The following is a 24,027-nucleotide window of genomic DNA, read 5'->3' on the forward strand; positions in this document are numbered from 1 at the left end:
CAATAATGTATGCGCCTTTGAGTGAGGTTTCGATAAATTTCATGCTTTTCTCCAACAGAAATCTTTGTCTAAGTAGCTAGGCATAGTCAAGTGTCACACCCATTTATATCGGGTGACGGGTTATCGGTAATCGGCTCAAAAGCAAATCGTCATTTTAATTTGATGTAACGATTTTTCTACGTTGTATCGAGAAGTAAATAGGCCATATTGCTGCTTTAATCAATTCTTTGATTAATGCATTCTTGTACTTAAATAACCAAATTCCTAAATGCAAATAGCAATATATTTTCTGGTCTAAACCGATAGGAGTTGTATTGATAGAATTGATATATCCCAATAACACTCTCCCTTGAGGAAAGACTAGTTTACCTTCCTTGAGCGTGGGATCAAGCCAAGTTGCTCGCAAATAAGGATTTGCAAGTGCTTTACTCGCACGTTGCGCATGGTGGCGGTTAAAAAACAAATACTCAGGAATTTCGTAATATTGACCTAGAAGCGCCATTTTAACGAGTAAAACTTTATCTGCTCCAGGGTAGTTACCTAACAAAGGAGTTTTTGCCAAGATATCTCGTCGCATTACTCCAAATAGCTGCAAGCAACGATGAGGTTTAGCAAAGGAATCAATAATAAGATTGCGAAATCGTACATATGATTTTGGTGAGTGCGTCAGCAAAGGGTTTTCATCACAATTGTTCGGTAGAAACTTCTCATTTTCGTCAATGAGTTTAGTTCTGGGATAGCATAAAACAACTGATGGATTTGCCTCTAATACCTGAATACATTTTTCAAGAAAATCAGGAGCACATATGTCATCGTGCGCCGCCCACTTAAAATATTCACCCGTTGCTAATTCAAATACACGGTTAAAGTTGTTGTGTCCTCCAATATTTCGCTCATTTCGAGTATATTTTATTCGCGAATCTTTAGCTGCATAACCTTCACAAATTGCTTGTGTTCTATCCGTTGATGCGTTGTCTGAAATGATGAGTTCAAAATCTGAATAAGTTTGTGCCAAAATTGAGTCTAAGGCTTTTGCTAGCAAGCGATCGCCATTGTAAACAGGTAATCCAATACTAAGACGTGGAGTGTTGCTCATTTTTTTATTGCTAGATTTTTTTGCTAACCTTAAATTGAAGAACAAAAAAGTTGAAAATATAATCTAGATTAAGATGGACGTGAGCTAGTAAGCGTTAGATGCTTGTTATTACTAATAACTCTAAAAACAGCATCGTGCCAAAAGTTAGCAATTTTACGGTAGCCTTGAGCATTGGGATGCAAACCTCTATCTAAATCAAGTGATAGTGATGCTGTTAAGTCTTGAACGCTCAAGCTTCTCATATCTACAAAATGAACTTTTTTGCCTTGAGCAATTTTAGAGGAGACAACACTAGGAATTGCAGCGTTGAAATATATTGCGCGTAAACTACGAATCGCTGGTTTTGCTGCGGGGTGAATTGGTGGAATTGAAGCAACGAGTAATTGAGCCTTAGGACAATGTTGCGTAATTATATCAATTAAAGTGTTAAGGTCTTCAATCATTGTCTTGAGTGAACTTTTGCGTGTATCATTAGTGCCAATCATTAATAAAATTAAATCTGGTTGCGCTGCATCAAACCACTGACTAGCTGAAGCAGAAACTTGCTTCATTGTCCACCCAGGATGACCTTCATGCATTTTATCACTAAGCTCATTAGGACCATCGCATCTTGAACCAACGAACTTAACCGGTAAATCATCCGCAACAAATTTCTGCCATAATTCAGTCCGGTATCCACCACTATCTATATCAGAGATTCCTTTGATTCCATAAGTGATAGAATCGCCAAGAGGCATAATTCTCAAGGGTGATTTATATTCGGGAACAAACGTACATTTTTCTTTTAGCTCTGCGATCGCCCAGTTATTAATATAGGCATCGCTGTAAAGTGTAGTATCAAAGTGAGAGGAAGCATCAACTTTTATTTGATACAATAAAGAACTAAGAGCCTTGTTCTTTAGCTTTCTCTTTAGAGCCAAAGTAACAATAGTAACTTTAATAACATGACTGTAGTACACAAAGAAGATGAGCTTTCTAAAAATAGTGTGTTGTATTAGATTATGAAAGATTTCTTTATTCATAAGATGGTCACTGTTATACAAACACTTAAAACGCAAGAGGAGCATTACTCAAAGTAATACTCCTGTTTTTTTATACGCATCATAAACTGTGACTACAGCTAAAACTAATTTAGGCAATTAGATATTCTAAATGAGATAGTGTCAAATACAAAAAAAACTTTTTAACCATTTCGTAGCTAACGTGAAAAATTGTAAGTTGATAATTAAGTTTTTGCCGTCTGCATTCTACTGCTGAGGTTTGTGATTCTATGGAATAAAACGCAAACAAGTGAGCAATTACTACTCCTATACGCGCAGCAATAATTTTTAACAGATGTACTTCATCTCGATAAAACTGACGTGAGTGAAACGTACCAACATGAAAGACTCCAATCACTTGATTATTAACTATTATTGGTGTCCCTACAATTGACTGCAAGCCTTTGTTGCGGAGAATTGGGCTAATAACTTCTACTTGAGATAGGTCATTGACAATGACTGATTCGCGCTGAGCAGCAACGCTACCAGCAAAGCCGTGACCCATAGGAATTTGAATTTTTGCAATAACTTCTTCTTCCAAACCACAAGCAGCATTGACAGTTAAATACTGTCTATCCTCAGAACAGAGCAAAACTACAGCAGTATCTACACTAAAAACTTGGCGAACGCAATCAAGTAACTGGTAGAGCAAATTTTGCATCAAAGAAGAAGCAGATATAGCTTGCTGACTAGCCTGCGGTGGAAGTAACTGAGCCGCTTCTTCCACTTCAGCTTGGATGAGCATTGCAGTTTTCTCTAGCTCAGCTAAAGCTAATTCTAGCGAATCAGGGAGGCGGCTAGTATTGTTGGTAATGTCTTGTTTTGAGTTCATCGCTTTCAAGAAGGCAATAGAATCTACCTACAAAAAGTCAGGCGATCGCTTCCTGTGTGGATTTTCTAATAAATCAAAGCCCTTTTAAACTCCCCAATAGAGATATTTATGTTTAACTTAATTCTGCCTCAACGTTAGCTTCAGATCGCGCTTTCTCCAAGCAAGCTTGCAAGGTTTCGCTGAGAAGCGAAACATTTGGTTCTTTAAGAATGGTTGAGTGATTGCCAGGTAGATCGTAAGCTTTTAATCCACCACCTGCAAGCTCACCCCAGCCGTATTCGGGGTCTCTTGTGTACCAATCATCCGGAGTAGGCATTCCAGAGGGATAGTAATACCATCCTTTTCCGGGAACTTCTGTTGCACGGAACAGCGTTAACTTACCTGCATAAGGTTGAAATGAATAAGTTCGCATTGCTTTTCTAATACTATAACCGACATATTTTCTATGTAAGTCGTATGGTAGGGAACCTGCTAAACGTAAGTAGGTATTCCAGTAAACGAAGTAGAACTTCCTTTGAAGACTGTAGTAAGCCATTTTTACTGGGTGTTTCAGCCCGAAACGGAAAAAGTTACGCCACTGTCGCGAGAACCACTCTAGTACAGTCACTTTCTTGAAGCAGCCTGGAACAAAAGTATCAAGTAAGCCTACAAACGCAACTTTCTCACCTTTCGCGTGTAACTGCCGTGCCATCTCAAACGCTACCACACCTCCAGAAGAGAAACCTGCCAAGTAATAAGGTCCTTCGGGTTGAACTGCCCGAATTTCTTCAATATAAGCTGCTGCCATATCCTCAATTCGGTTTAAAGGAGTTGTAACTCCATCGACTCCACGTGCTTGCAATCCATAGAATGGTTGATCGGCACCTAGGTATTGAGCTAACTCCTGAAAAGCAAGAACATGAGCACCATTGCCATGCATACAGAATAGAGGTGGTTTAGAGCCACTCGGTTGAATTGGAACTAGCGAGGTAAAAGCTACTGATTCAGTTTCCTCAGCGATTACTCCTGCTAGTTGTTCGAGTGTTGGTGCTTGAATTAAGGTTGCTAAAGACAGCTTTTTGCCAAATCTTTGCTCAATTTGATCGAAAAGGCGCAGCGCCCGTAGTGAGTCTCCTCCTAGGTCAAAATAATTGTCTATAACACTAATCGGCTGAATTTCCAAGACTTGCTCCCAGAGCTTAGCAAGTTGAAGTTCGATCGAATTCCGAGGCGCGATATAAACTTCTGCTTCTGAGTTGGTTGGCTCTAGCTTTGAGTTTAGTTCGGTGGGAGAGACACTCATCGTTTCTTCTAAAGACCTCATTTTTTTCTTCAATTTGACTAGAGACAATTGATGGTTAAAAACCAAAAGCTGATCATTTTAGACCCCAAAATTTATTTGTAGGGCTTTAGCTAATTGCTCATTTTTTTGCTTCGCTGCGTTGGTTCTGATTGAGCTAATTTCGGTGCTTAAACAAGTTACCTAAAGCTTTGAGTACACCTTTATTTAGATTATCTGTAGCTGCTGCTACTGGTGCTGCCGATGCAACAGTAGTCTTCGTAGGAATGCTTCTTGGTTTCACCATGACTTCCTTAGCAGCCTCGTCGCGCAGAACGCGTTTCAAAACTTTTCCTGTAGGATTTTTGGGGATAGAATCAACAAACTTAATTGCTTTAGGAACTTTGTAAGCTGCCATGCGCTCTGAACAGAAAGCAATCATTTGTTTTTCCGTAACAGTTTGCTCTGGTTTGAGGACGATATTGGCTTTGACGATTTCGGTTGTTTCTAAGTTGGGAACGCCGTAAACCGCCACTTCGGCAACTGCTGGATGTTGATAGATGACGTTTTCTACTTCAGTTGGGTAAACCTTGAATCCTGCAACATTAATCATGTCTTTAGAACGATCCACGATGTAGAAATATCCATCCTCGTCTATTTGACCGATATCACCGGTGTAGAACCAACCGTTTTTGATCACTTCTGCGGTTTCAAACGGACGGTTCCAGTAGCCCAGCATGACATTGGGACCTCGAATTGCAATTTCGCCTGGTTCTCCTGGTAGCGCATCTTTCCCATCCGCGTGAACGATTTTCATCTCGACGTTTTCAATCGGTGTGCCAATTGACCCGACTTTGTATTTAAAGTCATTGTTGTAACTAGCACACGGTGAGGTTTCAGTTAATCCGTAGCCTTGATGAATTTCTAGTCCATACTTCTCAAACCACCTTTGGGCAACTTCTACAGGAAGTGGAGCAGCAGCTGAGAAATAGTAGCGAATCGAACTCATGTCATACTTTAACGTCCCCATATTGAGGAGTAGGATATAGACTGTCGGTACGCTAAAGAACATTGTGATTTTTTCAGTAGCAACCGAGTTGAGAATTTTCTCTAAGTCGAAATGACGATGAAGAACAATTGTCGCGCAAGCGTTTAGCCCAGCGTTGAGAACGGCGTTTTGCCCGAAGCAGTGGAATAGAGGTAGGTATAGTAATATGCGATCTTCGGCACTCATCCCGCAACAACGGTTTTGCGAGTAGCTGTTGGAAATAACGTTCCCGTGAGATAGCGTCGCGCCTTTAGGAAAGCCAGTCGTTCCTGAAGTATAGACGATCGCAACCGGTGCGTGGCGATCCATTTCAATCGCTTTGGCATCAGGTGAAGCACTTGCCATCATTTCGGCTAAGCTGATTCCCTTGTCACTTTCGCCCTCGGCGATCAAGATGTGTTTTAGCTCTGGCAAATCGGCTGCGGGTACATTTTCCACAAGTTCAGCGGTGGTGACAATCGCCTTCGCACCAGAATCGTTGAGAATAAAGCTAACTTCGGTGCTTTTAAGCATGGCATTGAGTGATACCGCAACTGCACCGATCTTGACGATGCCTAAGTAGGCAATAACGAATTCGGGAATATTCGGCAAAAATAAAGCAATGCGATCGCCGCGATGAATGTTGCGATCGCGTAACCCATTGGCGACGCGGTTCGCCAGTAAGTCGAGGTCTTTGTACGGATAAGATCTGCCTTCAAAAATAAGCGCAATCTTATCAGGAAATAAATGATGACCGCGTTCTACGTGTTGGGCAATATTCATCATGACAAGTCCTTATTTCAAGGTAGTTAAGAGATCTTTTACTGCGGCGACAATGACACCTTCCGTCGCGATATCAACGGCAATTTTGGCGATGTGTTCGTCTAGAGGTTGTTCGCGATCGTCCCAGATGTAAGGGCGAGCGGCTGATGGTGGCTGTCCAACGACTTCACGTACAGCTTGATACAGACGTCGTGTTGTGGGTGATAGACACTCACTCGCGTCGTAATGTCCTGCATAAGCATATGTTCTTAAATCAACCGCTTGGACGCCAAACATGAGCGCGATCGCCATATACTGCTGGAAGATCTCAACCGCATTGCGCGTTAAATTCGCAGCGGCAAATCCTTGGCTATTGATATTTTGGTTGTATTGTTCGGCGTGGGTGGGATAGCGATCTGCGATCGAATTGCCGTAGAAGCTCAACAACGGCATAATCGAGTTACCAGTAATTTGCAATCCCTTTAGTCCCATATTGACAATGCGTTCTTTGTTACCGACTAAAGAAGCAGGTAATCCGTTGTTAAATTCTGGCGCGACGAGATAGGCAATTTGCACATCAAGGTGTTTCGCCATCATCCCGATATAGTATCGCAGGTGATCCATCCCCATCCCGATGTACTGACCCAAAAAATTACCGCCGTGATAGCTTGCTTGGTTTTCAACATCAATCAGTGGGTTATCTGTCGCGGAGTTCATTTCGACCTCAATTTGCTGCGCAACTTGCGCTACGCCATCGACAATTGGTCCCATGTATTGTGCCAAGCAGCGTAGCGAGTAACGATCTTGGATAGGGGCTTGACCGCGATACTCGTGCGTACCATCTAACTCTTCACGGATCAAGCGCGAACCAGCTAGCAAATCAAGCATTGTAGAGGCTGCCCATTTTTGCCCTGGATGCGGTTTCAGTTCGTGAATAAAGGGATGGAACGATTGATTTGTACCGTTTAACCCTTGTAAAATCAGCGCGTGCGCCCCCATAGTCAGCGCCATCAGTAGCCGCGTATCGTAGACGCAGTTCGCCGCAATTCCGGTCATTACTGAGGTGCCATTCATCATGGCTAACCCTTCTTTGGCTTGAAGTTGCAACTGCGGTAATCCCAATCGCTCTAGCGCAGTAATCGCATCGATTTCTTCGCCATCAAAGTCAACCTTATAGCGCTCATCTAAACCAATCAAAGCGCCTGTAATGTACGATAGCGGTGTCAAATCGCCACTGGCACCAATCGAACCGTATTCCGGAACGTGCGGTGTCACCCTAGCATTCAAAAACGTTTCCATTCGCTGGACGATCTCGCGGCGGATTCCCGAAGCACCATGCAAGTGTGAATTTACACGCAACAGCATCGCAGCGCGGACATCGGTCAGCGGTAACTTATGTCCTGCACCGACTTTGTGATACCACACGAGGTTATGTTGCAAAAGGTCTGCATACTCGCGCGAAATGACAACATTTGCCATTCCACCGAAACCACTTGTGACACCGTAGATTGGTCTACCTGTAGCGACGGCTTCAGCGATATAGTCACACGATGCTTGAATGCGCTGCTCAACATTGTCTGCTGTACTAATTTGTACCTTAGCTCGATGACGCGCCACACTCACGACTTCGTCGATGGTGAGGTTGCGATCGCCTAATAAAATTGTATCTGCGTTTAAGTTTGTAGACGCTTGTGTTTGTAGGACTGTATTCATTTAGCAATTCCTTGAAAGGTTTTTAAGACAACGAAGTTTAAACACTGGCGAAAGCAGGAATAAGGGGCTGTTGGTCAGCCGTAGCGGGTGGTTGCACCCAACGACTAAAGGTTTTACCGACAACTGCGATATCATGCATCAAATGCTCAAATCTTGCTGGTGTGAGCGACTGCGGACCATCGGATAGCGCCTTAGCTGGATTGGGATGAACTTCAACCATGAGCGAATCGGCTCCCGCCGCGATCGCTGCTAAACACATCGGTGGTACATATTCGGCTTTGCCAGTACCATGGCTGGGGTCTACCATAATTGGCAGGTGTGTAAGCGATCGCAACACAGGTACGACAGCTAAATCAAGTGTGTTACGTGCATACTGGCGATCAAAACTGCGAATTCCGCGCTCGCACAGAATCACATTTGGGTTTCCTGCTGCTAAAATGTACTCTGCTGCCATCAGCCACTCTTCTACTGTCGCTGAGATACCCCGTTTTAATAAAATTGGTTTACCTGTAGTACCAACTTTTTTGAGTAACGAGAAGTTTTGCATATTCCGTGCGCCAACTTGCAACACATCAGCAACTGCGGCAACCTTTTCAATATCAGCAGTATCCATGACTTCGGTAATGATTCCTAATCCCGAAGCTTCCCGCGCTTGTGCAAGTAACCCCAATGCACTTTCACCGTGTCCTTGAAACGCATAAGGTGATGTGCGTGGCTTGTAAGCACCTCCACGCAGAAATTGCGCGCCAGCAGCTTTGACTTGTTGCGCGGTTTCAATAATCATTTGCTCGTTTTCGACTGAACAAGGTCCTGCCACAACTACGATCGGGTGTTCTTGTCCAAATGCAACATTGCCATTCGGTGTCGATACAACTACGGTGCTTGGTCCATGACGAAATTCTTGACTTGCGCGTTTGTAAGGTTTGTCAACTCGGACAACTTGTTCGATAAAAGGACTTATTTGTTGAATGTGTTCTACATTAAGAGCCGCTGTATCTCCGAGTAAACCAAGCACAACTTTGTGTTGACCAATACTTTTTTCGGCAATCACGTTCTGCTTATGGATCTCTTGACAAATTCGTTCTATTTCTTCCTTGGGAGTTCCAGCTTTCAAAACTACAATCATTAATTAAATTTCTCCTTTAATACTTCACCATAATGAGTTGATAACTTTTATCCTTTTTCTACTCTTTGATTAGTCCTAAAGACTACGTTTAAAAACGCAATCATTTGTTTACTAAAGCTACTTTTAAAAAAGCATGGCAAATAACTTGACACATGAAAAAATGAAATACCTAGCTTTGACTAGCTAACGCTAATATTTAGCAAAAAGATAGTAGAAAAAACAATTTTTTCTATTTCTTAAACTGTGTATAATCTCAAAAATAACTATGTTGTATAAAGCTGTTGTAATGTAAAGCGACAAGAATTCTATAAATTGTAGCTATTAAAGTGCACTCTTGGTGTCTTCTTTAAAAGACTACAGCAAACTACTACTGACATTAATATTTAGCTAATAAAAACCCTTTTTAGGCTGTTAATCAATAATTATCGAAGCACAGCAACAGCTTTATTTTTGTATTGTTTCTGACAAATTATTAATCAGATACATAAGAACATCACGCAGCTAAAGCTACCAAGTAAAGAGGTGATTCTTAAAAAAGTTTTCTACTTTTTTTAAAAGAATTGGCGAGTCAAATTTCTGATCGCCATGTCCTGCACCTTTAACAATCTCTAAACTAGCTTCTACACCAACTTTTGTTAGCGCATCAAAGAGCAACTGGCTTTGATTAAGTGGTACTAATAAATCATTTTCTCCATGAATGATGAAAAAGGGAGGATTTGTTGGATTTATATAAGTAATAGGATTAGCTTTTGCTGCTTTTTCTGGATTCGCTTCTATGACTCCACCAATTAGAGCAGCTTCAGGTGAAGCCTCACTAGTAAAATCAACTTTTCTAGGAAAGTCATTAATTTTTAAAAAATCTGTAGGACCATACCAATCACAAACAGCTTGGACACTGCTAGAGTACTCTTCCCAACCGCCATGACCTTCTAACTCTGGAATATCTTGCGTAGTTCCCACAAGCGCTGCGAGATGTCCACCCGCAGAAACACCCCAGACACCAACGCGTTGAGGATCGAGATGAAACTGTTGCGCGTGAGCGCGTAAGAAACGGATAGCACATTTACAATCTTCAATTTGAGCTGGGAAGATCGCTTCGTGGCTTAAACGATACTCGATAGTGGCACAAAAAAAGCCTTGACGAGCAAAAGCAACTAATCGCTTGAGTCCTTGTTCTTTATTCCCTTCGCGCCAAGCACCACCATGAATCCAAACGATTACAGGCATTGGTTGCTTTGGTAGTTTGGTAGGATGCAAAATATCCATTTTTAATTGATATTCTTGACCGCGAGTAAATTCAACATTTCGCAGATGAACAATACCTCTAGGTATATTTAACCAACGCCTAATTAGCTGCTGTTTGATACGCCAAAAGTTTATAAAAACGAGAAATATCATTGCTTAGGCTGTAATGTTTTCACTTTGAGCCTGCAAAGCTCAAGCGCGCTATCAAGTAAAGCTGAAATAGACTGAGTTTGCTCTCAGTCGTGTCAGGTATTTAAATTGAATAAAATTTACATTGAATTGAGTGCATTCACGCTTTAGACACACTTATCCTGTATTCCAGGGCAGCTAAAGTTCACTCATGGCATCTTCTTTAACTGCCCATAGCGCTGTACAAGCGCTAGAAGCTTGTCTTGTCATACAATAGCAGGTTTACCAAATTTTAGGAAGGTCTAGATTAAGATACGTGACTCATTTTATGCTGAAGTTGATGGTATTTCCACAGCTTGCCGCGTTGACTGAGTAGCTCTTGGTAGCCACCTTGTTCAATAATTCGTCCTCCCTCCAGAACAACGACTTTATTCGCACGGACAATTGTCGAGAGTCGGTGCGCGATCGCAATTACAGTCCGACCGACAGCCAGTTTTTCTAAGGACTCTTGAATCAAGCGTTCTGAGACAGAATCTAACGCGCTTGTCGCCTCATCAAGGATGAGAATTTCTGGATTCCGCAACAATGCACGTGCGATCGCAATTCGTTGTCTTTGTCCTCCTGATAACCGGACACCGCGATCGCCTAACTGAGTATCAAAGCCTTGTGGTAGATCTTGAATAAAGTCTAAAGCGTTTGCTAAGCGTGCAGCTTCGCAAATTTCCTCTTCGCTTGCATCTTCCAACGCATAAGCGATATTATTACGTACCGAAGTATTAAATATAAATGTATCTTGACTAACGACTGCTAATTTACGCCGCAGCGAGTTAATCTCAAATTCGCGTAAATCAACTCCATCGATGAGAATTTGACCGGCGGTTGGATCATAAAATCGCGGAATTAAGTCAGCGAGGGTCGATTTACCAGCGCCCGAAGACCCTACAAAAGCTGTCATCTCACCTTTTTTTATCGAAAGAGAAATGTTGTGCAAAACAGGTTCGTTCGGGTCATAACTAAAATCGACGGCTACATACTCAATAGCGCGATTTAAACCTGTAAATTCAACTTTGCCATTACGCGTGTAAGCTTTGTCATCTTTACGCAGCAGTTGTTTAATGTCTCGGAGTGAACCGTGAAAACTACTCATTTGCACTCTGGCCGAATCAATCTGGCGCATAGTTGGCATCATGCGAAACAAGACAAACAAGAAAGTTAACAACGAAGCTAGCTCTAAATAACCTTGTGGAATCAAAGTAGTAACTGCTACTACTAACATCCCAATCAAAATTGTTGTCGCGATTCCTTCCCTTAGCGGTTCTACTAATGCTTGTGCAGAGATAGATTGCAGCGTTGCATTTAGTAAATTACGATTGGCATGATAAAAGCGTTTGCGTTCATAGTCTTGTGCCGCAAAAGCATGAACAGTACGAATTCCATTAACTAATTCGAGTGCAACCGATGTATATCCACCGCTTGCTTTCGATCTGGCAAAACTGGCTTCCCGAATACGTCCTAGTAGTGTTGATATGCCTACTGATAGCAAGCTAAAGAGCATACCTGATACCAAGGTTAGCTCCCAGGAGAGCAAGAACATGGAAATGACGTATACCCAAAGCGTGAGAATTTTCGTGAACAGTGCTGAACTCACATCAAAAGCTTGTTGTAACTGAATAACTTCTGATGTGAGGCTATTGATGATTTCTCCAGAACGTTTTTTAGCAAAGTAACTAATTCGCAGCGAAATTAGCTGTTCAAAGAGGAGATGTCGTAACCGATACGCCAAACTTGATGCTGAGATGCGAGTATACAGCTTTCCTAAGTAGTTGAACCCTAAGCGCAAGAAAGTGGTTAAGAGAATAAGACCGGATATGCGAAAGAGACGCTCATTAACGGGAGCATTAACTCCTAATATGACAGTATCAATCCAGTCTATTCCTGTTTGAAACTGTGCAGCATCAGGATGAGTCAAACTTTGTAAAAAAGTCAGAATAAAACCAATGCCAAAACCTTCAAAAGCTGCTCCTAAAATTGTAAAGACAACTGCAAAGATGGCAGCTTTACCAAAAAACTTAAACTCTTTGAATAAAAAAGAGTTATCTTGCCAAAAGCTAGTAGTTTGGAGTAGGCGGCGAATTGGTACAGGGATTTTAACAGGCATAAATAATTTCTGGGCTATAAATCAATTTGCGGCTTAAACTGAGGCGAGAAGCTAACAGTTGCTGCGCATACCGATGACACGAGCAGGGACACCTACAGCGATCGCATCGTCGGGAATATCTTGTGTCACAACAGCACCTGCACCGACTACCGCACCTTTACCGATGCGTACGCCGTCTAAGACAATGACACCAAAACCTAACCACGCATGATCTTCGACGACGATACCACCTTTGGTTTGCAGGGGTTGTTTACTAATGAGTTCGCCAGATGCTATTCCATGATCGTAAGGATAAAAAGCACAGTTAGGGGCGATTTGAACGCCACGCCCAATTTGAATCGGGGCTTTGTAGGCAGAAATTTGACAGCGGGGCTGAATGTGAGTATCAGAACCAATCTTAAGGCTACCGCCTTCACCAGTTTGAATACAAGTATCACCATACAAATGAACGCGCTCAGCCAAATCTACACAACCGCTGTTTTTATCTTCAAAAATAGTCACGCGATCGCCAATAAAAATATGTTTACCAAGTTGTAGCTGCGAGTGATAAATTGTGGCGCTGGGTGCAATATAACCTTTGGTATTGAAACGTGCTAAGCGACGACGCGCATAATAAGGAGGCGCAAACCAGGTTGCGATCCAAGTTGCTAGACGCCCCAAATAATTTAACCCAGCAAATTGCATCCAAAAAACTGACCAGGCGGTGGAAGCAATACCACTTATACCACCAGAATTCCAGAGCTTTTGGAAGCGAGACAAAATTTGTGATTGTTTCCTCATCATTGCGGATGAGTCATGAGTAGCTGTTGACATTGTTTAATCTGCTGAGAGGTAGTTAGTGTAATACCGTTTCACTTGAAGCTGCTACCCATTGGTAGCAGAAAACGCAGTGGTAAAAGAACTTATTTGTAGCGATCATTTAGTGAAATGGTATAAATGACTTTCTGCTAAGACACAAAAGTAGATAGCTACAACGCCCAAACTTGATATTCGAGACAACCCTGCAAGCGCCCTACTTGCCAAGCAAAATTCCACAACCATTTGGCACGGTATTTGGTAGACAGTAGGTGCGGCGATCGCCTGACAACGTGAATCCAAATGATTAAGCCAGAATACCAAGGTAGTCTGGGTAAACCTTGCGATTGGTATTTTTGATAAAGCAGAACATTGTATTTTCCCCACTCGCGTGCTTGTTTGCACAAATCTGGTAACGTATCGCGCAAGCGGTAGTGAACGACAGCATCGGGAACAAAGTGAAGCTTGACGCCGCTAAGTTGCACTTTCCAGCAATAGTCAGTGTCTTGGAGTCGTAGCATCGTTTCGTCAAAACCACCAATCGATATGTGAATAAAACGTTTAATGCCAAGCGTACTACCAGAAGCATGAGGCAAAAAAGGAGGATATTTGTACTCTTGAAGCCCAGTTTGCTGAGTATGAGGGCGATACTTGAGTGTCCAAGGTGGATTCAGTTTATGATACTCGCGTTTGCAAGCAACAAAGTCATAATGGGAAAGTGCTTTACTCATAGCTGCTACCCAACCAGGCGCGACTTCATCGTCAGCATCACAAAAGGCTATAGCTTCACCAGTAGCAGCTAATACACCCTGATTGCGAGCGTGGGCTGCTCCCTGTCGTTCTGAGGAGTCAACAATCTTGAGACCAGGTAGTTTTTCTCTATATTGTTCTACGATGGTTATCGTATTATCAGTCGAGCCGTTATCCGAAACAACTACTTCCCAAGGTTCGCTGCATTGCTGAAATGATAGTGCTTCGAGTTGAGTAGCGATCGTTTGCGAGTCATTGAAACAAGGAATTACCACACTGAGCTTCATAATTTTCTCTCTATTTTTGTGTAAACTCATCGTAGAGAGTCTAAACTTTTCTGCTGCGCTTGGAGTTGTCAGTTTTGTAGGCGGTTACTGTCTGTTCTTGTCAAGAAACTATTTTGTCGAAGTCGTTTCTAAAACTTTTGTAAGCTTGCTAGTGTCAAGCTGCGCTTTGATATGATCGGCAAGTCGAATCGCCAGTGCAATGATCGTGAGAGTAGGATTGGATAAACCACTCGTAGGAAAGACCGAGCTACCTGTGACATAAAGATTATTGATACCGTAAACTTGACACTGCTCATTAACGACACCTTCGCGCGGATTGCTGCTCATCCGAGTCGTACCAATATGATGGTATGAGCCGATAACTGATCGCCAAGTCGCATCATCATCTTTAAGTTCGATTTGATACTTACCCGCACCAGAACGCTCAAAAGCCTCAGCAATCAGTTCTTGCGATCGCACGATTGTGTACTTATCAATCGGGCTTAAACGCCAGTCAAGTTTGACTTGATGAAGTCCGAGGCGATCGCGCTCTGAACTAAGCATAATCCGGCTGTCTGGATTAGGTGCTTGCTCGCCAATCAGATGCATACTGCAATAGTTTGATTGTCGTGAATAAAACTTTTTAGAAAACAGCTTAGCGTATACTCTAGCAGCAACATGATGCAAATTAGTAGCCACTTTCAGGACATCTTCGCTGACGGGGGCTTCACCGTAATCTCTACGACCTTCATGAAGGCTGGGAAAAGATTTGTGATATACGCTTTGAGCAGGTTCCGCGCCAACTAAATGCTGTACTTTGGACTTTAAGCGATTGATTGCATCTACCCAGTCTTCAGGAATCGGTAAAAGCCTTGTAGCAAAGTTAAGTGTTTGCTCGCGTTCTTGAGCCGCAGCTGATATTCCTAACGCCGTTCCTACAAATACTTCATTTACCTGAAGGTTTTTTTGAGTATACAAAGGTGCTGCATCAGATAGAACAACTTTACCTGAAACTAGATAAGGATGTTCCATAAAGAATCGACCTACTAAGTCGTATTGATTACCTAATCCGTTGCTCTGAACTTCATTAGAATTTAACAACAAACGCGGGTTCTCAATTCCACCAACAGCGAGAATAAAAACTTTCGCTTGAACCCAAAATTGTTTTCCGTCTATAGTTGCAACTCGTAATCTCTGTACCGTCTGAGCAGTATCATTCGTCTCAATTTTTAAAACATTGGCGTGAATAATTGTGTTAATATTTTTCGCCTGCTCAAGCTCTGATTTGTAAACTTGACCAAAACGCAAATGCGAGGGCGGAATAATTTGCCATAGACAAGTCAGAATATCTTCTCCTGTAAAAGGAAGTTGCTGGCGTTGGATTTCATTGAGGGCTTCTTCCCAATCAGAAAAATCATACTTAAAAGCGCCTAAACCACAAAAGTTTTGCGCGCGCTGATAGTAGGGATCTAGTTCTGCTTTAGCAAAAGGCCAACCACTATAAGGCATCCACGAACGATAGACAAAGTCAATTTCATCAAGTGGTCTACTCCAACCTCCCCATAAATTAGTAGAACCACCAAACTGGCGCGCACGTGTTTCTTTTATTGGAAAATAGGGAACGCCAACATTTTCTCCCGCAGCAAGAGATTGAGTATTTTCTTCGTAGTTTAATCCTCCGCTTTCGAGAAGGCATACCTGATAAGGTTGATTAATAAATTCCCGCGCTATTGTAATTCCAGCAGCACCTGCACCTACAATGCAAACTTCAGTTTCTATGAGTGTATTTTCTGGAATTGTCAACGCATCAGTTAATATCATAACTTTCACCCATCTTTCAAGAGGTCACTTTTTCTAATTGAATTCCGTTTTGTAGAAAAACTGAATCTTAAGCCACGACTTTTTCTCAAAAATTCACCAAGAAATTTTAATTGTGTTACATAATTTATTATGTAAAAATTCAACTCAAGAATAGTTGAGTTCACTTTATGCAGCAATTAAATTCCTAACTTTTCCAACTGTAGATAAGAGATCTAATTCGTGTTTAAGTCTACCAGCAATATGCTCGCTATAAAAATATTTGTTAACTATCTCACTACCAAAGCCAATTGTACATTCAACATTAAACAAAAATTCTAAAGTTAAACTTGCTGAACTAAAAGTAAATATTCTTGGATTCTGCAACTTTGTCAAATCTGACCTAAGAAAAAGCTCCATGAATAAAACTTCAAAAGGAAGATAGAATAAGAAGTCCTCAACTAACGGAATGATATCTACATAAAGATCGCTCAAAACAGACTTAAGTTGTGCAATCTTTTGTTTTGAGTCTCTCGGGTGAGGCTTAATCAATAAAACTGAATTTGGCAGAATTTTTTGTGATTCTAAAAACTCTCGATAAGCAATGATTTCTTTTTCTAAAGGTATGCGACTTGCTTCAGAAAAATTAGAAGTTAGGATAATAGATACTGATTCAGTACATATTTTTGCTTGAAGATTTTTAATATAATTAAAATCTACTAATTTGTCTAAAGATTTCCTTAGGGTTTGAAAAGTTTTTAAATATATTCTTCTATCTAAAACAACAGTTTCCATAGGAGGAACCTCGCCGAAGGCATAAGGTAGTGAGAAATAACCAATATCAAATTCCTGTTTTTGGAAAACTTCTTTGCGTGGTAATAAATCCTTTATTTGCTTCTTTATGTGGTTGTATAGACTTTTCAAACTATCAATTTTGGGATTATCTGGTAAGAAAGCTGCATGAGAAAAGTAAATTCCAATACCATCACCATAACAAATTTTCTCGGCTGATTTGTAAACATTCATCAAAATTGTATTTTCTAAATTCCATGTGCGTGCCAAATAAATTTCATCTACTTCATCAATACCTACCAATTCATGAAAAAATGGAGCTACCTCAAGTAAACCATATCTTTGAATTTGTTCTGTAATCGATTTTGTTTGATTTAAAGAAAGATATACGATGTTCTCCCAAGAATGAATTGATTTAGCCATTTTCGTAATAAAAGCAGCAAATTCTTCATTTTGTCCTTGGGGAGCAAATAAAGGAGTGACGATCAAGTAGTCTTCATATTTGAGATTGAGTTCGTGTTGTTCTTTTTCTCTAGCCTTAAGAACTGATAATGCTGTAATCAATTGAATCGTACCAAAGCAGCCAATCAGCCGCTTGATTGTTTTAGGATCTGACATACCGTTTCCTTTTACTGCTAGTGAGTAATCTATAGCAATCTAATTTGATTTGTGATTTTTTTGAGGAAATTGGCGCAGCCTTTCCGTAGGGTAGCCACATCCTCTGAAGAATTTGTCGCAGCGCAGGCTAGGACGTAAATGAAGGAGAACAGAGGAGATTTTTAAAAATGATTTAGGATTGCTATAGTAGTAAATTCATGAACATTCTGTCCTGAAGGTTTAACTATGAGACAAGTGCGTTAGCAATTAACATCTCGCAGATTTCACGAACTGCTCCTTGTCCTCCAGGCAATTGTGTAATGTACAGCGCACAAGCCTGGTTTGCTTTCATAGCATCAGCGACAGTCATCGGACAACCTACTACTTGCATGACATCTAAATCATTAACATCGTCTCCAACATAAGCGACTTGGGAGAAGGCAAAACCAAGCTCTTTACAGAGGTTGTTTAATACAGATAACTTATTTTTTACACCCAAAAATATATGAGGAATTTTCAAGTCTTTAGCACGATTAAGCGTTGATAGAGAAGATTTGGCAGTAATGATTGCAACCTCGATACCAGCCTGTTGCAAAAGCTTGATTCCTTGACCATCCTTGATATTAAATTTGCGGAAAACTTCTCCCGATTCTGTGTAGTAAAGACCACCATCAGTGAGTACGCCATCGACATCAAGTGCTAAAAGTTTGACTTGCGATAAGCGCGATCGCAAGTCTTCAGAAAGATTAGTCATGAAAAACACACCGTAGGAGCAACTTCTAAACCGTTACGAATACTCAATACTTGTTTTAACACTGTTTCTAAATGTGCCAGTGGAATCATGTTTGGACCGTCGCTGGGCGCTGTATCTGGGTTCTCATGAATTTCCATGAACAAAGCATCAATACCGATCGCAGTCGCAGCTCTCGCTAAATAAGGAACAAATTGACGCTGTCCGCCGGATTTATTACCTTGTCCCCCAGGCATTTGAACGCTGTGTGTAGCATCAAAAACAATAGGGTATCCGAATTCGCGCATTTGTGGCAAAGAACGAAAATCGACCACTAAGGTGTTGTAGCCAAAGCTTGTCCCACGTTCGGTTAATAAAATACGCTGAGTTCCGGCGGATTCGAGCTTACGAACAACGTGCTTCATATCCCAAGGAGCCAGAAATTGTCCTTTTTTGACATTGACAGTTTTACCTGTCGCGGCGGCTGCGACTAATAAATCGGTTTGGCGACACAAAAATGCTGGTATTTGTAAGACATCAACAACTTCCGCTGCGATCGCCGCTTGATAACTCTCGTGAATGTCTGTTAGTACAGGGACTCCGACTTCAGTTTTGACGCGCTGTAGAATCTTTAGTCCAGCTTCTAAATTTTGTCCGCGAAACGAATCGACTGAGGTGCGATTGGCTTTGTCAAAGGAAGATTTAAAAATGAAGGAAATTCCTAAGCGATCGCACACTTTGGCAATTTCTGTTGCCATCTTTAAAGTAAACTCCTCAGATTCGATGACGCAAGGTCCGCCGATCAAAGCTAGAGGATAACCATCACCAATGGTAAGAGAGTTTGTGATTGAAGTTTGAATCATTACTTGAGTACGTTGTGTTCAGGTTGATGCATTAAGACGTTGTATAGTTCTTGATAAACTTTGTCTTCGGTAAAGTTGCGACGTGCAAAAGCATAGGCTTTTTGGGCAAGATTTTTTCTTAAATTTGGCTTTTCAATTAGCTCAGATATTTTTTTGACTGTACATTCTGGACAATCGCAGACAATAAAAGCTTTATTCTTACCCTGCTCTAATCCTTCGGCTCCAATTGAGGTTGTTACTAAAGGTTTACCGTAACATAATGCTTCGACATTCTTGATTTTGAGTCCAGTTCCACAATAAATCGGATTGATGATAATATCTGCTGCTTTGTATACCGATGGTAAGTCATCAACCCATCCGATTAAATTCACATTTTTTGGTGGGTTAAAACCTGCTAGGTTTTCACAAACTCTGCCAAAAATATTTAAGTTAATTCGGTCATGAAAACGGCAGTAAAGTTGATGCCAAACGTTATCGATGAATTTAGCGATCGCTTGCTGATTAGCAGGATGTGGTCCAGCAACATAACTAATGTTAATATATGGCTTATCTTCACCGCTATCAATTTTGATTTCTGAGGTGTAACCTACTTCAATGACTCGTTGATTGGGAAGCATTTGCTGAAAAACTTTGCAATCTTGGTTTTGGATTGCTAACACAACATCAAAAAGACTGAGATAGTGTTTTTCTTCTTCTACTGTTACCTTAAGTTCTCCGATTTCTCCGTGCTGCGAAAATCTTTCATATCTTTGATGCGCTACGTCATGGGTATCGATTAACATCAAAGGTTGATAGGGAAGAAACTGCCCAATTTCTTCAACTAAATAAGCAAGACGAAGATATTCAACGATAATACAATCTGGTTTTAAATTGAGACAAATTTTTTGAAAATAAGTTTGATTTTTTTGACTAAAGAAGTCATCAAGCGTTACTTCTCTCCTTGCACGAGCTTGATGTATTTGATTTAATTTTTGCGGTTTTACGGTGGTTTTCAGCTTTTTCAACCAAGTCTTTATTGCCATTGAAAGTGCAAGCAATTTAACCTTGAACTGCTGCTTACTGAGAAAACCTTGTCGATAAGTAAAGAGCTTAAGATCCGCATAATTATTTTGGATAATTTTGAGGTCATTTTCATTTAACCGACCCACTAAGAAAACAAAAACATCAAACTCTTTACTAACTAGATACCTGTACAAATCAGATATTCTATTAGCTGAACCCTGCTCTTTCAACCAAAACTTTCGATCAGTAGCAAGTAGGAGCTTTTTCATGTTTCAACCTAAGACAGCGTATTTTTTGAAGATTATCTGTCATCTACCAAAGATAAAGATTAAACCTTTGGTATGAATCGTCGCCTTCACTCTAAAATGTTCTGCTCATTTTGAGAAGATTGTGGAGCAGAAGGCATTATAGCATTCACATCAAAAGTCTCTTTGACTAAGCCTTAGTTAAAAAGAGCACAATAGAGTGCAATCCATCAATAGTTTATGCGAAGCTGTTCATCGACTAACTAGAGCAAATCTCAATAAACATTACTAAATTTATAGATTATGCAACTGAAGTCATAGGATGTGTTGCCATACTTTTGGAAATGAAGGATTGTGCTTGTAGCAAGTCAGCGGGTGTATTAATTTCAATGACGAGTTTTTCGGTTTGGCATACGTGAATAGAATAGCCATTTTCTAGAACTCTTAATTGTTCTAATCCTTCACACTGTTCAAGTGGTGTAGGCGTTAGCTGCGCATAAGCAGCGAGAAAATCTTGTCGAAAAGCGTAGAGTCCAAGATGATGAAATACAGGGGCTGAACCAGGATTACGATAGTAGGGTATTGGCGATCGCGAAAAATAGAGCGCGCGATTGTGGCGATCACATAAAACTTTCACGACATTGGGATCGAAATAATTTGTTTCTTCTTCTAGCGGACAAGCTAACGTCGTCATATCAGGCGACTCGCCTTGTAAATAAGGATTAACTAGTTGCATCAGCATATCTGCGGTAACAAACGGTTGATCTCCTTGGACATTCGCGATCGCCTTCATCTGAGGATAGCGCAACGCGACTTCTGCAACACGGTCTGTACCTGTTTGGTGCGCACTGCTAGTCATTTCTACCGCACCGCCAAATTGCGTTACACAATCAGCAACAAGTTGACTATCTGTAGCCACAACAACTTTACTAAAAGCTGGACAACTTTGAGCAGCTTCATAAACCCATTGCACCATTGGGCGATCGCCAATCATTACCAATGGTTTACCAGGAAAACGCTGCGAGTCGTAACGCGCAGGAATAACAGCCAAGATTTCCATGAAATTTACTCCAAAATTAGGAAGATTTTGCGGCTACGGGCAAGGCGATACCTCGCCCCTATTCTGACCTCTGCCATATTTCAAAGCCCGCAGCGCACGATATCATGCAGCCGAATCAGACCAACGCAGTGTTGTTGCCCGTTGACAACAGGTAGCATAGAAATCTGGGATGGTCGGTTTTCCATTAACTCTAAAGCATGGTAAGCCAACAATTCAGGAGAAACTACTGTTGGGTTTGTGGTCATCATCGTCGCTGCTGTCAGTGTTTCAAGGTCTTTTTGATTGACCCGTTGCAGCAAACGTCGTAGATCTCCATCGGTCACAATTCCAAGTAACCTACCTAAATCATCAATAACATTAACTGCACCCAAACCACCTTTACTGATTGTGGTTAAAACTTCAATCCAAGAAGCTTGAGGCGACACCGTGGGGTTGTCGATTCCAGTGTGCATTAAGTCTCGCACCCGCAGTGTTAAGCGCTTACCTAATCGCCCTGCAGGATGATTCAGCGCAAAGCCTTCTGGCGTTAATCCTTTGACTTGCATGAGAGTCATCGCCAGTGCGTCTCCAATCGACAAAGCAACAGTTGTACTTGTTGTTGGTGCGAGATTAAAAGGACACGCCTCTTTGTCCACCGCCGCATCCATGACAACATCAGCGTTACGAGCTAAGGTAGAACGCAAGTTACCAACTAAAGCAATGATTGGCACGTGTCGAGCTTTCAGATGCGGTAACATGACAACGAGTTCATCTGTTTCGCCGCTGTTACTTAAAACCATCGCAACATCGTCTGAAGTTACGATTCCTAAATCTCCATGCAGCGCATCCGCAGGATGCAGATAGACAGCGAGTGTTCCTGTACTTGTCAAAGTTGCAGCGATTTTACGCGCAACAATTCCTGACTTGCCAACACCAGCCAGCACCACTTTACCCCGACAACTTGCTAATATCTCAACCGCCTTTTCAACTTGCTCCAACTGAAGGCGATTTGCTGCTTTATTAATTGCTTCTGCTTCTAACTTGAGCAGTTCTACAACTTGTAAAACATAAGTTTTATGGTCTATACACTGCATACTGTTGCTCCCTGCTCGTCAGCTATTTATTATTTTATTGATAATTGTGGATATCTCTAAAAAGTTGGTGACTGGTAACGGGAAATAGGTAGCTACTTATTTGCTATTCATTTCCCATTACCCATTACCCGTTACTATCTATTGAAAGGTATTAATTACTTTCTTGACTCTTCTCCAGTATTTAATATGATTTGCTTCCTGGTATTGCTTATTACTGAATAAAGGCTTTTCAACTTCTCCTACTAAGTTAACAAAGTACCTAGGATAGTTAGTTAACGAGCGAGGAGAAACACCATGAAGCGAATGGATAGAGTTTAAAAATAAGACAAGTACATTGCGTCCATACTCGACTGTTTTCACTAATTCTACATAAGATGAACTCGCAATTTCATAATTTCTAAAACCTTGAACTTTCCCTTTTTTGAAGCGATATAAATCAAGATTGCCTCCTGTAGATTTATCCTGTGGGTCGCGGAGATAAAACAGACCCGCAAAAAGCTTATCGGGTAAATCAATGTGCGGTCCTCGTACTGAAGTTGGTCGAGTTGTCACAGGTGTGTTCACGCATATAAGAGTGTCAAGCAAGACATTTGACGTATCAAATGTATCAATTTTTCTCACTCCAGAGTTAAGTGATTCAAAAGAACCATAGTCTTGCTCAAAGTTAGGATATAAGTGCAGAATATGCTCTTTAAATATGTCAATAAATTGCTGAAGAAATACGTTTGACGAGTGAAGGCGGATAAACTCTTTCCATACAGGACTTATTTGTTCATCCCGCAACGTATCTTCTGCTAAATAATGAAACCTGACGTTACTCGATATTGTTGATTGTTGATTGTCTTTACTCTGAATTAGGGTATCAATTGACGGATAATCTGCTACTAGCTTTGCACACAAATCTTCATCTATGGCATCTCTAATAACAATATGAGGAAAGGGTTCTGCAATAACATCGCTAGCTTTTACTTTGGACAACAGGGTGTTCATTTTTCTAAGTTACATAAGTAATGGCAAAATCCAAAAAAATACAACTAGGAATGCCAAAAACTTTCTAGCAATATAGATATGAGACATGGCACAACGGCTCCTTAGTTTAGCTTGATTGAGAAATTCCTACTAGATAGCTTGACCGTAATTTAGAGCATCAGTAATGGATAGTCAGAAGATAAGCATAGTAAAAAGTGCCTCTTTATGTCATGTATCAGGTCACAGATAGTAAATATAAGTTTTTACCAATGACCTGCTACCATTGACCAGCTTTTCAGTTACGTTGATTTTCACGTGCCTGCTTAGGTAATTAAATATTTAGCTACCCACAAAAAATCAGCAGAACGAGAAGAACTACTTGGAATACAAAATGTTACGAAGATCAATCAAGCAGTTTTTTTCTACTTTAATTTCCGTTTTACGCTTGCTCAAGCTCTACTTTTGCTAGAAGTTTATTCTGACCTTCCTAGGACAAAAGTTAAGAACATTGTATTCTAACAATATTCTTAAGCTTGATTTGAAACAATAGCTCCTCAAGCCCACAAATCGAAATTGGGCGTCAGCGATCGCGTGTGTCAATATACACGAATAGCTGTCTTACCGTGAGATATCACGTGATTTGATACTAACCAACAGCAAGGGGAAGGCGAGAAGCAAAAAGGGCATCTTGTTCGGCACGCA

Annotated in this window: 19 protein-coding genes; all 19 read right to left on the reverse strand. The window is 41.1% G+C overall.

Going from position 1 to position 24,027, the window contains the following annotated elements; all coding sequences use genetic code 11:
- Positions 1-154 precede the first annotated feature (154 nt).
- Positions 155-1,096, reverse strand: coding sequence for a glycosyltransferase family 2 protein (locus tag NIES1031_RS22330; RefSeq protein WP_073551636.1), 942 nt, complete (start codon positions 1,094-1,096; stop codon positions 155-157).
- Positions 1,097-1,164: 68 nt separating this feature from the next.
- Positions 1,165-2,118, reverse strand: coding sequence for an SGNH/GDSL hydrolase family protein (locus NIES1031_RS22335; protein WP_178378219.1), 954 nt, complete (start codon positions 2,116-2,118; stop codon positions 1,165-1,167).
- 109 nt (positions 2,119-2,227) lie between these two features.
- Positions 2,228-2,968: a GAF domain-containing protein gene (locus NIES1031_RS22340; RefSeq protein ID WP_073551638.1), complete on the reverse strand. Its 741-nt coding sequence runs from the start codon at positions 2,966-2,968 to the stop codon at positions 2,228-2,230.
- Between the two features lie 112 nt (positions 2,969-3,080).
- On the reverse strand, positions 3,081-4,250 hold the full coding sequence (locus NIES1031_RS22345; protein ID WP_236738953.1) for a thioesterase domain-containing protein: 1,170 nt from the start codon (positions 4,248-4,250) through the stop codon (positions 3,081-3,083).
- 154 nt (positions 4,251-4,404) lie between these two features.
- A complete protein-coding gene (locus NIES1031_RS22350) occupies positions 4,405-6,039 on the reverse strand; it encodes a class I adenylate-forming enzyme family protein (protein WP_236738954.1) in 1,635 nt (544 codons plus the stop codon).
- A 9-nt stretch (positions 6,040-6,048) separates the two neighbouring features.
- Positions 6,049-7,728 (reverse strand): HAL/PAL/TAL family ammonia-lyase, encoded by a 1,680-nt coding sequence (locus tag NIES1031_RS22355; RefSeq protein ID WP_073551640.1) that lies wholly within the window; start codon positions 7,726-7,728, stop codon positions 6,049-6,051.
- A gap of 37 nt (positions 7,729-7,765) precedes the next feature.
- Positions 7,766-8,854: a 3-deoxy-7-phosphoheptulonate synthase gene (gene aroF, locus NIES1031_RS22360; RefSeq protein WP_073551641.1), complete on the reverse strand. Its 1,089-nt coding sequence runs from the start codon at positions 8,852-8,854 to the stop codon at positions 7,766-7,768.
- Between the two features lie 507 nt (positions 8,855-9,361).
- A complete protein-coding gene (locus tag NIES1031_RS22365; protein WP_084544443.1) occupies positions 9,362-10,252 on the reverse strand; it encodes an alpha/beta hydrolase in 891 nt (296 codons plus the stop codon).
- Between the two features lie 283 nt (positions 10,253-10,535).
- Positions 10,536-12,386, reverse strand: coding sequence for a heterocyst formation ABC transporter subunit HepA (hepA, locus tag NIES1031_RS22370; RefSeq protein ID WP_073551642.1), 1,851 nt, complete (start codon positions 12,384-12,386; stop codon positions 10,536-10,538).
- A gap of 51 nt (positions 12,387-12,437) precedes the next feature.
- Positions 12,438-13,199, reverse strand: a complete 762-nt coding sequence (locus NIES1031_RS22375) for an acyltransferase (RefSeq protein ID WP_084544444.1) — start codon at positions 13,197-13,199, stop codon at positions 12,438-12,440.
- Positions 13,200-13,354: 155 nt separating this feature from the next.
- Positions 13,355-14,218, reverse strand: coding sequence for a glycosyltransferase family 2 protein (locus NIES1031_RS22380; RefSeq protein ID WP_073551653.1), 864 nt, complete (start codon positions 14,216-14,218; stop codon positions 13,355-13,357).
- 108 nt (positions 14,219-14,326) lie between these two features.
- Complete coding sequence (locus NIES1031_RS22385) at positions 14,327-16,018, reverse strand: GMC oxidoreductase (RefSeq protein ID WP_236738955.1); 1,692 nt, start codon at positions 16,016-16,018, stop codon at positions 14,327-14,329.
- 165 nt (positions 16,019-16,183) lie between these two features.
- On the reverse strand, positions 16,184-17,404 hold the full coding sequence (locus NIES1031_RS22390; RefSeq protein ID WP_073551643.1) for a polysialyltransferase family glycosyltransferase: 1,221 nt from the start codon (positions 17,402-17,404) through the stop codon (positions 16,184-16,186).
- Positions 17,405-17,627: 223 nt separating this feature from the next.
- Positions 17,628-18,137, reverse strand: a complete 510-nt coding sequence (locus NIES1031_RS22395) for a KdsC family phosphatase (RefSeq protein WP_073551644.1) — start codon at positions 18,135-18,137, stop codon at positions 17,628-17,630.
- Positions 18,134-18,976, reverse strand: a complete 843-nt coding sequence (gene kdsA, locus NIES1031_RS22400; protein ID WP_073551645.1) for a 3-deoxy-8-phosphooctulonate synthase — start codon at positions 18,974-18,976, stop codon at positions 18,134-18,136. The genes NIES1031_RS22395 and kdsA overlap by 4 nt, the downstream gene beginning before the upstream one ends.
- Entirely contained in the window at positions 18,976-19,998 is a 1,023-nt protein-coding gene (locus NIES1031_RS22405) for a glycosyltransferase (RefSeq protein WP_178378220.1), read from the reverse strand. Before NIES1031_RS22405 ends, kdsA begins: the two co-directional genes overlap by 1 nt.
- Before the next feature lie 526 nt (positions 19,999-20,524).
- Positions 20,525-21,283, reverse strand: coding sequence for a 3-deoxy-manno-octulosonate cytidylyltransferase (gene kdsB / locus NIES1031_RS22410; RefSeq protein WP_073551647.1), 759 nt, complete (start codon positions 21,281-21,283; stop codon positions 20,525-20,527).
- Positions 21,284-21,363: 80 nt separating this feature from the next.
- Complete coding sequence (locus NIES1031_RS22415) at positions 21,364-22,356, reverse strand: KpsF/GutQ family sugar-phosphate isomerase (RefSeq protein WP_073551648.1); 993 nt, start codon at positions 22,354-22,356, stop codon at positions 21,364-21,366.
- Positions 22,357-22,494: 138 nt separating this feature from the next.
- Positions 22,495-23,346, reverse strand: coding sequence for a hypothetical protein (locus NIES1031_RS22420; RefSeq protein ID WP_073551649.1), 852 nt, complete (start codon positions 23,344-23,346; stop codon positions 22,495-22,497).
- Between the last annotated feature and the right edge of the window lie 681 nt (positions 23,347-24,027).

The organism is Chroogloeocystis siderophila 5.2 s.c.1 (assembly GCF_001904655.1).
Lineage (GTDB): Bacteria > Cyanobacteriota > Cyanobacteriia > Cyanobacteriales > Chroococcidiopsidaceae > Chroogloeocystis > Chroogloeocystis siderophila.

Excerpts from the sequence above, each read along its gene's own strand:
- NIES1031_RS22330 (WP_073551636.1), bottom strand. The coding sequence starts at position 1,096 with ATGAGCAACACTCCACGTCTTAGTATTGGATTACCTGTTTACAATGGC.
- NIES1031_RS22335 (WP_178378219.1), bottom strand. The coding sequence starts at position 2,118 with ATGAATAAAGAAATCTTTCATAATCTAATACAACACACTATTTTTAGA.
- NIES1031_RS22340 (WP_073551638.1), bottom strand. The coding sequence starts at position 2,968 with ATGAACTCAAAACAAGACATTACCAACAATACTAGCCGCCTCCCTGAT.
- NIES1031_RS22345 (WP_236738953.1), bottom strand. The coding sequence starts at position 4,250 with ATGAGTGTCTCTCCCACCGAACTAAACTCAAAGCTAGAGCCAACCAAC.
- NIES1031_RS22350 (WP_236738954.1), bottom strand. The coding sequence starts at position 6,039 with ATGATGAATATTGCCCAACACGTAGAACGCGGTCATCATTTATTTCCT.
- NIES1031_RS22355 (WP_073551640.1), bottom strand. The coding sequence starts at position 7,728 with ATGAATACAGTCCTACAAACACAAGCGTCTACAAACTTAAACGCAGAT.
- aroF (WP_073551641.1), bottom strand. The coding sequence starts at position 8,854 with ATGATTGTAGTTTTGAAAGCTGGAACTCCCAAGGAAGAAATAGAACGA.
- NIES1031_RS22365 (WP_084544443.1), bottom strand. The coding sequence starts at position 10,252 with ATGATATTTCTCGTTTTTATAAACTTTTGGCGTATCAAACAGCAGCTA.
- hepA (WP_073551642.1), bottom strand. The coding sequence starts at position 12,386 with ATGCCTGTTAAAATCCCTGTACCAATTCGCCGCCTACTCCAAACTACT.
- NIES1031_RS22375 (WP_084544444.1), bottom strand. The coding sequence starts at position 13,199 with ATGTCAACAGCTACTCATGACTCATCCGCAATGATGAGGAAACAATCA.
- NIES1031_RS22380 (WP_073551653.1), bottom strand. The coding sequence starts at position 14,218 with ATGAAGCTCAGTGTGGTAATTCCTTGTTTCAATGACTCGCAAACGATC.
- NIES1031_RS22385 (WP_236738955.1), bottom strand. The coding sequence starts at position 16,018 with ATGATATTAACTGATGCGTTGACAATTCCAGAAAATACACTCATAGAA.
- NIES1031_RS22390 (WP_073551643.1), bottom strand. The coding sequence starts at position 17,404 with ATGTCAGATCCTAAAACAATCAAGCGGCTGATTGGCTGCTTTGGTACG.
- NIES1031_RS22395 (WP_073551644.1), bottom strand. The coding sequence starts at position 18,137 with ATGACTAATCTTTCTGAAGACTTGCGATCGCGCTTATCGCAAGTCAAA.
- kdsA (WP_073551645.1), bottom strand. The coding sequence starts at position 18,976 with ATGATTCAAACTTCAATCACAAACTCTCTTACCATTGGTGATGGTTAT.
- NIES1031_RS22405 (WP_178378220.1), bottom strand. The coding sequence starts at position 19,998 with ATGGCAATAAAGACTTGGTTGAAAAAGCTGAAAACCACCGTAAAACCG.
- kdsB (WP_073551647.1), bottom strand. The coding sequence starts at position 21,283 with ATGGAAATCTTGGCTGTTATTCCTGCGCGTTACGACTCGCAGCGTTTT.
- NIES1031_RS22415 (WP_073551648.1), bottom strand. The coding sequence starts at position 22,356 with ATGCAGTGTATAGACCATAAAACTTATGTTTTACAAGTTGTAGAACTG.
- NIES1031_RS22420 (WP_073551649.1), bottom strand. The coding sequence starts at position 23,346 with ATGAACACCCTGTTGTCCAAAGTAAAAGCTAGCGATGTTATTGCAGAA.